General features: G+C 67.4%; 8 protein-coding genes. 7 read left to right on the top strand and 1 reads right to left on the bottom strand.

The window, feature by feature from the left end; translation table 11 throughout:
• The 7 genes from FVW20_RS01050 to leuB all read left to right on the top strand — a co-directional run.
• A partial coding sequence (locus FVW20_RS01050; protein WP_231038758.1) for a TVP38/TMEM64 family protein occupies nucleotides 1-576 on the top strand: 576 nt, incomplete at its 5' end.
• A gap of 213 nt (nucleotides 577-789) precedes the next feature.
• Nucleotides 790-1,434 carry a phosphatidylserine decarboxylase family protein gene (locus FVW20_RS01055; RefSeq protein WP_196607923.1) on the top strand — a complete coding sequence of 215 codons (645 nt, stop codon included), beginning with the start codon at nucleotides 790-792 and terminating at the stop codon, nucleotides 1,432-1,434.
• 58 nt (nucleotides 1,435-1,492) lie between these two features.
• Nucleotides 1,493-2,242 (top strand): CDP-diacylglycerol--serine O-phosphatidyltransferase, encoded by a 750-nt coding sequence (gene pssA / locus FVW20_RS01060; protein ID WP_167121906.1) that lies wholly within the window; start codon nucleotides 1,493-1,495, stop codon nucleotides 2,240-2,242.
• 228 nt (nucleotides 2,243-2,470) lie between these two features.
• Nucleotides 2,471-4,015 carry a 2-isopropylmalate synthase gene (locus tag FVW20_RS01065; protein ID WP_196607924.1) on the top strand — a complete coding sequence of 515 codons (1,545 nt, stop codon included), beginning with the start codon at nucleotides 2,471-2,473 and terminating at the stop codon, nucleotides 4,013-4,015.
• Nucleotides 4,016-5,272 (top strand): 3-isopropylmalate dehydratase large subunit, encoded by a 1,257-nt coding sequence (gene leuC, locus FVW20_RS01070; RefSeq protein ID WP_196607925.1) that lies wholly within the window; start codon nucleotides 4,016-4,018, stop codon nucleotides 5,270-5,272. It abuts the gene before it with no gap.
• A 52-nt stretch (nucleotides 5,273-5,324) separates the two neighbouring features.
• On the top strand, nucleotides 5,325-5,816 hold the full coding sequence (locus tag FVW20_RS01075) for a 3-isopropylmalate dehydratase small subunit (protein ID WP_167121912.1): 492 nt from the start codon (nucleotides 5,325-5,327) through the stop codon (nucleotides 5,814-5,816).
• Between the two features lie 257 nt (nucleotides 5,817-6,073).
• Nucleotides 6,074-7,150: a 3-isopropylmalate dehydrogenase gene (gene leuB, locus FVW20_RS01080; RefSeq protein ID WP_196607926.1), complete on the top strand. Its 1,077-nt coding sequence runs from the start codon at nucleotides 6,074-6,076 to the stop codon at nucleotides 7,148-7,150.
• 149 nt (nucleotides 7,151-7,299) lie between these two features.
• Here leuB and FVW20_RS01085 read toward each other — a convergent pair.
• Nucleotides 7,300-9,154: molybdopterin biosynthesis protein (locus tag FVW20_RS01085; protein WP_196607927.1), on the bottom strand; the 1,855-nt coding region annotated here is incomplete at its 5' end.

Consider the following 9,154-nt stretch of genomic DNA (forward strand, 5'->3'; position numbering starts at 1 on the left):
GCCCGCCACCTGCTGCGCGCCACGGTGCGCCGCCTGTGGCCCGGCCAACTGGTCCGCATCGACGCGGCCATGGCGGAAGGTGGCGACAGGCCCGCTGCGGCGACGGATACAGGGGGGCAGCCCACACCCCCCACCCCTGCTGCCTGGGGCCAGACGCCGACGGGGGACGCGTCGGCAGACCAGGCAATCCCGCCCCGGCTTCCGTCCGGCGCACCCTTTGCCGGACTCCTCTCGCCGGGCGCGCTGTGCCTGCTGGGCCTGCGCTGCGTGGCCGTGATGCCCTACTGGCTGGTGAACCTGCTGTTCGGGGTCACCGCCATGCGCCTTTCCACCTTCGCCACGGTCTCGCTGTTCGGCATGGTGCCGCTGAACGCCCTTTACGTGCACGCCGGGGCGGAACTGGGACGCATCCGCCACCTTGGGGACATCATTTCCCTGCGCACCGGCCTTGCCCTGTGCCTGCTGGCCGTGGCGCCCCTGCTGCTGCGCCGGATGGCCGGTCGAAAGCTGCTCGCGCCAACCGTCCGGCGGCGAGCGGGCACCCGCTGCGCCTCCACCCATGGGCAATCCCGTTAGCCGCGCCGGATTCAAGGCCAGGCCATCCGCCGCCCTTCCCCGCACGCGGGCCACGGCCCCCCGATTGCTCCACCGGCTGCCCCTTCCGCCTGCCTACGGTCGCCCGCAGGTTGCCAGCGCGACGGCTTTTGCCTACACTCACGCCATATTGCCCGCGCGCGGGCCGCACGGCGGCCCCGGCATACCAAACCACCGCAACCAACGGCACCCCACATGCGCAAAGCCTCCATCGGCATCACCCCCGAAGGCGTCCCGGCCATCGGCCTGTGCGTCCTCGTCACGCTTTCCCTCGCCATGCTCGGCTGCGCCACCGGCAGCTTCGTGTTCATGCTGCTGACGTGGTTCTGCTGCCACTTCTTCCGCGATCCGGAACGGGTCACCCCCACCGCACCCGGGCTTGCCGTCAGCCCCGCCGACGGAAAGGTGGTGCGCGTGCAGACCATGCCCGACCCGTTCACCGGCCAGCCGCGCACTGCGGTGTGCATCTTCATGAACGTGTTCAGCGTGCATGTTAACCGCGCCCCGGTGGCGGGCACCGTGACCGGTATTGCCTATCATCCCGGCAAGTTCCTGAATGCCGCGTGGGACAAGGCCTCCACCGACAACGAACGCTGCGCCTACCAGATGACCGGGGAAGGCGGCTCCACCTGGACCTTCGTGCAGATCGCGGGGCTGATCGCCCGGCGCATCGTGTGCCGCACCGATGAAGGCGACGTGCTGACCCGTGGCGAACGCTTCGGCATGATCCGCTTCGGTTCGCGGGTTGACCTTTACCTGCCGGACGACTATTCTCCGGCGGTGAACGTGGGTGAACAGGTGTTCGCCGGGCAGACCATAGTGGCGCGCCGCAACGCCTAACCCCCGTCAATTCCAACGGTTCATCTACCGCAGAAAGGCACAGGACAGCCGCAAGGCCATGGAACAGCCCGCCCGCCCGATCCACAAGGGAGTGTACATCCTCCCTAACCTCTTCACCACGGCAAGCCTTTTTGCAGGCTTCCTGGGGATGTTGTGGGCCGTTTCCGGGCGGTACGAAGACTGCGCCATGGCCATTCTGTTCAGCGCCCTCATGGACGGCCTGGACGGCAAGGTGGCCCGCCTCACCAATACCGCCAGCGAATTCGGCGTCCAGTACGATTCGCTGTGCGACCTGGTGGCCTTCGGCGTGGCCCCCGGCTTCATGATGTACCAGTGGCAGCTGCACCAGTATGGCCGCCTCGGCATTGCCGCCGCCTTCCTGTTCGCTGTGTGCGGCGCGTTGCGCCTTGCCCGGTTCAACATCTCCACCGCCACCACCTCCAAGAAGTTCTTCATCGGCCTGCCCATCCCGGCAGCCGGTTGCGCCGTGGCCACGCTGGTGCTGTTCAGCCCCTACGTGCCCGAACAGTTCGCGGGGTTCTTCCCGCGCTTCTGCCTTGCGCTCGCCTTCGTGCTCGCCTTCCTCATGGTGAGCCGCGTGCGCTACGCGTCCTTCAAGGAATACGGGCTCATCAAGGCCCATCCGTTCAGCTCGATGGTTACCGCCATCCTGCTGTTCGTACTCGTCTCCTCCGAACCCAAGCTCTTGGGTTTCCTGGTGTTCGCGGGCTACCTCATCTCTGGTCCCGTGTACACCTTCGTCATCATTCCCCGCCGCAATCACAAGCTACTACGCAGCCTATCCTAGGGTTGTCGTAGCAGCGCCCCGTACCTCCGTGTCAGGAACGCACGCCGTTCCCGGGCGGACGTGTACCCTCCTCTCAGCCAGAGTCCCGTCTCCCGGGCCGGCGCGCAGCTAACGAACAGATGCAGCAATCCGTCAGGCGCACGCGCCGCACGTGACGACCGCGCATCAGCGCCATGGTCCCGCCCCCAACCGCAACGGGCGCGGACCACAGCCAGAGGAGCACGAATCATGACCATCGAATCCGGTCGCATCCGCATTTTCGACACCACCCTGCGCGACGGCGAACAGTCGCCCGGCGCCACCATGAACCTCCAGGAAAAGATCCGCCTGGCCCGCCAGTTGGAAATCCTTGGCGTGGACATCATGGAGGCCGGGTTTCCCGCATCCAGCCTGGGCGACTTCGAGGCCGTGCAGGCCATTGCCCGCGCCGTGAAGGGCGTGGAAGTGGCGGGCCTGTGCCGTGCCATGCCCGCCGACATCGACCGTGCCTGGGACGCCGTGAAGGTAGCCGAAAACCCGCGCATCCACACCTTTCTCGCCACCTCGCCGGTGCACATGCAGTACAAGCTGCGCAAGGAACCGGACCAGGTTGTGGAAATGGCCGTGGCCGCCGTGCGCCATGCCGCCCGGTACACCAGCAACGTGGAGTTCTCTGCCGAGGACGCCTCGCGCTCCAACCCCGATTTTCTGGTGCGGGTGTTCGAGGCGGTGATCAACGCCGGTGCCACCACCATCAACGTGCCGGACACCGTGGGCTATGCCCAGCCCGAGGAATTCGGGCGGCTCATCAGGTACGTCATCGAGAACACGCCGAGCAGCCACAAGGCCGTGTTCAGCGTGCACTGCCACAACGACCTCGGCATGGGCGTGGCCAACACCCTTGCCGCGCTGAAGGCGGGCGCCCGCCAGGCGGAAGTGACCATCAGCGGCATTGGCGAACGGGCAGGCAACGCCTCGCTCGAGGAAATCGTCATGGCCCTGCACACCCGGCGCGACTTCTACCAGCTGGATTGCGGCGTGGTGACCGAGCAGATCTTCCCCACCTGCCGCCTGCTTTCCATGATCATCGGCCAGCCCATCCCGCCCAACAAGGCCATCGTGGGCGCCAACGCCTTCGCGCACGAATCGGGCATCCACCAGGACGGCATGCTCAAGAACCGCGAAACGTACGAGATCATGACGCCGGAATCCATCGGCAAGACCAAGACAGACCTCGTCATCGGCAAGCATTCGGGCCGCAACGCCGTGAAGAACAAGCTGGAAGAACTGGGCTACAGGCTGGAGGAAGGCCAGCTGGTCACGGTGTTCGACGCGGTAAAGAAGCTGGCGGACAAGAAGAAGCAGATTTATGACGAGGACATCGAGGCCCTGGTGCTTGAAGAGGTCTACCGCCTGCCCGACCTGTACCGGCTGGTGAACCTTTCCGTGCAGTGCAGCGACACCGGCATGCCCCCCACCGCCGCCGTGGTCATGGACGTCATGGGCGAGGTGAAGCGCGCCGCCGGGTTCGGCGTGGGGCCGGTGGACGCCATCTTCAACGTCATCGGCGAAATGGTGGGCCGCACGCCCAGCCTTGAACGGTATTCGGTCACCGCCATCACCGGCGGCACCGACGCCCAGGGCGAGGTGACCGTGCGCCTGCGGCAGAACGGCAGCAGCGCGGTCGGACGCGGGTCCGACCCCGACATCATACTGGCCAGCGCCCGCGCGTACGTGAACGCGCTGAACCGCCTGGCAAAGAAAGAAGAAGAGCAAGAGAAGGAGGGCATCTAGATGGCACATACGCTTGCGCAGAAGATCCTGCAGGCGCACACCGACGAGGCGATCATGGCCGCGGGGCAGATCGTCCGCTGTCGCGTCTCGCTGGCTCTGGCAAACGACATCACCGCTCCGCTCGCCATCAAGTCCTTCCGGGCCATGGGGGCGAAAAAGGTGTTCGACCGCGACAAGGTGGCGCTGGTCATGGACCACTTCACCCCGCAAAAAGACATCGATTCGGCGCAGCAGGTGAAGCTGACCCGCGAATTCGCCAGGGAAATGGGCGTCACCCACTACTACGAAGGCGGCGACTGCGGCGTGGAGCACGCCCTGCTGCCCGAACTGGGGCTGGTCGGCCCCGGCGACGTGGTGGTGGGGGCAGACAGCCACACCTGCACGTACGGGGGGCTGGGTGCGTTTGCGACCGGCCTTGGGTCCACCGACGTGGCCGGGGCCATGGCCCTTGGCGAAACGTGGTTCAAGGTGCCGCCCACCATCCGCGCCACCTTCACCGGCACCCTGCCCAGGTGGGTGGGCGCGAAAGACCTGATCCTGCGCCTCATCGGCGAGATCGGCGTGGACGGCGCCCTGTACCGCGCGCTGGAATTCGACGGCGCGGCCATCGAGGCCCTGTCCGTTGAAGGCCGCATGACCATCGCCAACATGGCCATCGAGGCGGGCGGCAAGGTCGGCCTGTTCGCCGCCGACGAGAAGACCCTTGCCTACACCGCCGCGCGCGGCCGCAAGGACGCCCCCCTGTCCGCAGACCCCGGCGCGACCTATGAACGCGAGCTGACCTTCGACGTATCCGGCATGGACCCGGTGGTCGCCTGCCCGCACCTGCCGGAAAACGTGAAGCCCGTGGGCGAGGTGCGGGGCGTGACCCTGGACCAGGTGGTCATCGGCTCGTGCACCAATGGCCGCATCAGCGACATGCGCGAGGCGGCGGAAGTGCTGAAGGGCCGCAAGGTGGCCAAGGGCGTGCGCTGCATCGTGCTGCCCGCCACCCCCGGCGTGTGGAAGGAAGCCCTGAAGGAAGGGCTTATCGAAACCTTCATGGAATCGGGCTGCATCGTGGGCCCGGCCACCTGCGGGCCGTGCCTTGGCGGGCACATGGGCATCCTGGCCGACGGCGAACGCGCCATCGCCACCACCAACCGCAACTTCCGCGGGCGCATGGGCAGCCTGGAGTCCGAGGTCTATCTGGCAAGCCCGGCAGTTGCCGCCGCATCCGCCGTGGCGGGCGTCATCGCCCATCCCGGCAGCCTGTAGGCCCCAGTAGACAGGGGCAGTTCCACACGCCACGCATGGAGGTTTACGCATCATGAGCTACACCGGCACCGCCCACAAGGTGGGCGAGCATATCGATACCGACGCCATCATCCCCGCGCGCTTTCTGGTGACCACCGACACCCGGAAGCTGGGCGAAAACTGCATGGCCGGCCTTGAGGAAGGCTGGGTGAAACGCGTGAAGCCCGGCGACGTGATGGTGGCGGGGCGCAACTTCGGTTGCGGCTCGTCGCGCGAGCATGCCCCCATCGCCATCCTGGGCGCGGGCATGCCCGTGGTCATCGCGCACAGCTTCGCGCGCATCTTCTACCGCAACTCCTTCAACATGGGGCTGCTGCTGCTGGAAGTGGGCGACGAGGTGGACAAGATCGCCGACGGCGACACCGTGGAAGTGGACGCGGCCAAGGGGCTGATCACCAACCGCACCACCGGGGCCACCATCACCTGCCCGCCGCTGCCTGCGTCGATGCGGGAGTTGCTGGATAAGGGGGGCCTCGTCCCCTACGTCCGCGAGAAGCTGGCATAGGCATTCGGGCCTTTTGCCATCCGGCTTCGTCAGGCTCGTTCCGTCCGAAGGTCGAGTATCCAAGAATACACTCCCTTCGCCCGGAACTCGCCTTCCTCGCCGGAGAACAAAATCCCTCGAATGCCGGTTTTGCAGGCGCGAGGGAAAAAGGCGGAAGCGAGAGAAGCCAATCCTGACCATTCCGGCGGCGGGCCGGACCCCCGTCCCGCCGCCGCACCACCCATAGCGCGCATCGGTCACCGAGAAAGGATACCCAGATGGACATGAATATCTGCCTGATGCCGGGCGACGGCATCGGCCCGGAAATAGTGGAACAGGCCGTGAAGGTACTGGACAAGGTGGCCAAGAAGTTCGGCCACACCGTCAGCTACACCAATGCGCTCATCGGCGGCGCGGCCATCGACGCCACGGGCGGTCCCCTGCCGGACGACACCGTGGCCGCGTGCAAGGCGGCGGACGCCGTGCTGCTGGGCGCCGTGGGTGGCCCCAAGTGGGATGCGCTGCCCACCGCCATCCGCCCGGAAAAGGGATTGCTGGGCATCCGCAAGGCGCTGGGGCTGTTCGCCAACCTGCGCCCGGCCACCCTGCTGCCCGAACTGGCCGGGGCCTGCCTGCTGCGCGCCGACATCGCCGCGCAGGGCCTGGACGTGATGGTGGTGCGCGAGCTGACCGGCGGCGTCTACTTCGGCGAGCCGGTGTGCGAGGAAGAACTGCGCGACGGCCTGCGCACCAGCTACAACACCATGATCTACAATGAAGAAGAAGTGCGCCGCATCGCCCGCGTGGCCTTCGAGGCGGCCCGCAAGCGCAGCAGGAAGGTCTGCTCGGTGGACAAGGCCAACGTGCTGGCCGTGTCGCGCCTGTGGCGCGCCGTGGTCATCGAGGTGGCCAGGGAATACCCCGACGTGGAACTGACCCACATGTACGTGGACAACGCGGCCATGCAGCTGGTGCGCTGGCCCGCCCAGTTCGACGTCATCGTCACCGAGAACCTGTTCGGCGACATCCTGTCCGACGAGGCGGCGGTGATCACCGGGTCCATCGGCATGCTGCCCTCGGCATCGCTGGGGGCCAGCGGCCCCGGCATCTTCGAGCCCATCCACGGCTCCGCCCCGGACATCGCCGGGCAGAACAAGGCCAACCCCGTGGCCACCATCCTTTCCGTGGCCATGATGCTGCGCTATACCTTCGGACTCGAGAAGGAAGCCGTGGCCATCGAGCAGGCCGTCAGCGGCGTGCTGCGCGAGGGGTACCGCACCGGCGACATCATGGAAGAAGGCAGGACGCTGGTGGGCACCGTGAGCATGGGCAATCTGGTGACCGAACGGGTGTAATGCCCTGACGGCGACCCGGCATGCGGACCTAACCCGTTTTGGTGTGCAAGCAAGAAGGGCGCGTCGCCGTTGCAGGTGTTGCAACGGCGACGCGCCTGTTTTTTGGGGGGGAGGAAGGCAGGGAGAGGGGAAAAAGGAGTGTCGTGCCCCTACCCCCCAAGCCCCATTCCCTTCTCCATCACCCGGCCCGACAGTGTCGTCTCGTACCCGCCCATGGCTTCCACCCGCTTCAGGAACCGCTCGTCCCGCAGCAGGGCCAGCATGGCCTGTACCCGCGCATCGTCCATGTGCGTGGCGGGAATCACGATGTCGTACCGCTCCCGCGCCAGCGGCACGAAATCCAGCCCCAGCGCCCGCGCCGCGGCATGGATGCCCAGGCCGCAGTCCGCCGCGCCGGTCAGCACGTTCACGGCCACGGCCATGTGGGTGAATTCTTCCTTGTCATAGCCCTGCACCAGCGAAGGCGCGATGCCCGCCTGCCCCAGGTGCCAGTCGAGCAGGATGCGCGTGCCCGCGCCGCGCTGGCGGTTGATGAACCGCACGTCCGACCGCGCAAGGTCTTCCACTTTACCGATATTCTTGGGGTTGCCCGCCGCCACGATGAGTCCCTGATGCCGGATGGCCAGGTTCACCACCCGCACGTCCATGTCGGGCAGGTACTTGTCCAGGAAGGGAAAGTTGAAGTCCCCCGTTTCCGGGTCGAACAGGTGCGCCCCGGCGAAGTGGCACGAGCCGCCGCGCAGCGCGGTGATGCCCCCCATGCTGCCCACATGGGTGGAGATGAGCCGGAAGGGCCGCTCGCCGCCCATCAGTTCGTCGGCCAGCACGTCCAGGGTGTTGTCGTGGCTGCCCACGCAGACCAGAATGGAGTCCAGCACCGCCTCGGGCACGGTCAGCCGGGCGCGCAGCACCTCGTGCTCGGTGGCGCCCTCGGACAGGGCGGGAACGCGGGCCACGGCCTGCGCCCGTGAAAGCGTGGTGATGTTGCCCGCGCCGCGTCCCAGCGGGGTGCCCACCAGCCTGTTTCCCACACGGCCCACGGCCAGTCGCACGAATTCCTCCACCCCCAGCTTGGAGGGCACCTTGCGCGTCAGATGCACGTCTGCGACGGGGCGGTCCGCCGGAACGGTGCGCCCCATCCACGCCACCAGCGGGGCCACCAGTTCGTCGAAGCAGACCACCGCGCTGACGGGGTAGCCGGGCGCACCCACCACCAGCCGCCCGCGACATTCGCCCAGCAGCGAGGGCTTGCCGGGCATGGCCTGAATGCCGTGCACCAGCACCCGGCCTTCCGCCGCGATGACCTGCCGGGTGAAGTCCTTGCTGCCTGCGGACGACCCGGCGCACAGCACGGTGACGTGCACACCCTCGTCCAGGCTGCGGGCCAGTTCGGCGCGCAGGGCGTCGGGGTTGTCCGGTACCGGGGGAATGCGTTCCACGATGCAGCCCATGTCGCGGGCCATGGCCGCCAGCACCTGCGAGTTGGATTCCACCACCTGCCCGGCGCCCGGCTCCGGCCTGGTGGTGAAGTCCAGCACCTCGTCGCCGGTGGGAATGATGCGCATGCGTACCCGTTCCCACACCTGCACCTCCCAGATACCGCCGGACAGCAGCGCGCCCACGTCGCAGGCGGCCAGCCGGTGGTTGCGCGGAAACAGCAGCTCCGTGGCCACGATGTCCTCGCCGATGCGCCGCACGTGCTGCCACGGAAAGGCCGGGGCCTCGATTTCCACGGTATCCGTGTCGATCTGGGCCACGTGCTCGATCATCACCACGGCGTCGCACCCTTCGGGCATGGGGTGACCGGTGTTGACCGGGTGATAGGTTTCGCCCCGGCGCAGGGCCACGGGATGCCCCTCGCGCGCGGCAAAGGTGTCCGCCGCGCGCACGGCAATGCCGTCCATGGCCGCGCTGTGCATGGTGGGCGAGGAGTAGCGCGCGTACACCGCCTCGGACAACACCCGCCCGGCGGCCTCGTGCGAGCCCACGGTTTCGGCGCGGACC

Origin of the sequence: Nitratidesulfovibrio oxamicus (genome assembly GCF_015731765.1) — a bacterium.
GTDB classification, from domain to species: Bacteria; Desulfobacterota; Desulfovibrionia; order Desulfovibrionales; family Desulfovibrionaceae; genus Cupidesulfovibrio; species Cupidesulfovibrio oxamicus.

What these genes read in the sequence shown, in the direction of transcription:
- FVW20_RS01055 (WP_196607923.1), top strand. Translation starts at nt 790, where the DNA reads ATGCGCAAAGCCTCCATCGGCATCACCCCCGAAGGCGTCCCGGCCATC.
- pssA (WP_167121906.1), top strand. Translation starts at nt 1,493, where the DNA reads ATGGAACAGCCCGCCCGCCCGATCCACAAGGGAGTGTACATCCTCCCT.
- FVW20_RS01065 (WP_196607924.1), top strand. Translation starts at nt 2,471, where the DNA reads ATGACCATCGAATCCGGTCGCATCCGCATTTTCGACACCACCCTGCGC.
- leuC (WP_196607925.1), top strand. Translation starts at nt 4,016, where the DNA reads ATGGCACATACGCTTGCGCAGAAGATCCTGCAGGCGCACACCGACGAG.
- FVW20_RS01075 (WP_167121912.1), top strand. Translation starts at nt 5,325, where the DNA reads ATGAGCTACACCGGCACCGCCCACAAGGTGGGCGAGCATATCGATACC.
- leuB (WP_196607926.1), top strand. Translation starts at nt 6,074, where the DNA reads ATGGACATGAATATCTGCCTGATGCCGGGCGACGGCATCGGCCCGGAA.